Here is a 563-nt window from a genome sequence, read left to right as displayed (position 1 = left end):
TCTTGATACTGCTTTAGCGGCTGTTGACGAAGCCCGTTCAGGCCTCGGTGCAATTCAAAACCGTTTAGAATCAGCTATTGATAACATTAATACCACGGTTACTAACCTCTCAGCTGCCCGTTCACGTATCGAAGATGCGGATTACGCAGTAGAAGTATCGAACATGACTCGTGCCCAAATTTTGCAACAGGCAGGTACCTCAGTACTTGCGCAAGCAAACCAAGTGCCACAGTCTGTGTTGTCACTCCTGGGTTAATCAACCTCCGCAATGCCAAAGCCGCCACCTCTTCTAGATGTGGCGGCTTTTTTATACCTTTCTTTAAAGTTTTTCTCTGGTTGGCCGATAGTATTTTTGACTCTGGTCATTTCGTCGCCACTGAGCGTCGTTACTAAAAGGAACATACTATGTCAGTAATCAATACCAATATGACCTCACTCATTGGTCAGCAAAATCTACAGAAGTCGCAGTCGTCACTGCAAACTTCAATGGAGCGTTTGTCTTCGGGCTTACGCATCAACAGCGCAAAAGATGACGCCGCTGGGCAAGCAATTGCGAACAAAAT

At 46.0% G+C, this 563-nt stretch carries 1 protein-coding gene and 1 pseudogene; both read left to right on the top strand.

Annotated elements, in window-relative coordinates; genetic code table 11:
- The coding region (locus VT06_RS17180) for a flagellin (protein WP_046555553.1) at positions 1-256 on the top strand (256 nt) is incomplete at its 5' end.
- A 149-nt stretch (positions 257-405) separates the two neighbouring features.
- A pseudogene (locus tag VT06_RS17975) lies at positions 406-563 on the top strand (flagellin); the annotation flags it as partial.

This window comes from Arsukibacterium sp. MJ3, assembly GCF_000987765.1.
GTDB lineage: Bacteria > Pseudomonadota > Gammaproteobacteria > Enterobacterales > Alteromonadaceae > Alishewanella.
This window is presented reverse-complemented; position numbering and strand designations above follow the sequence as displayed.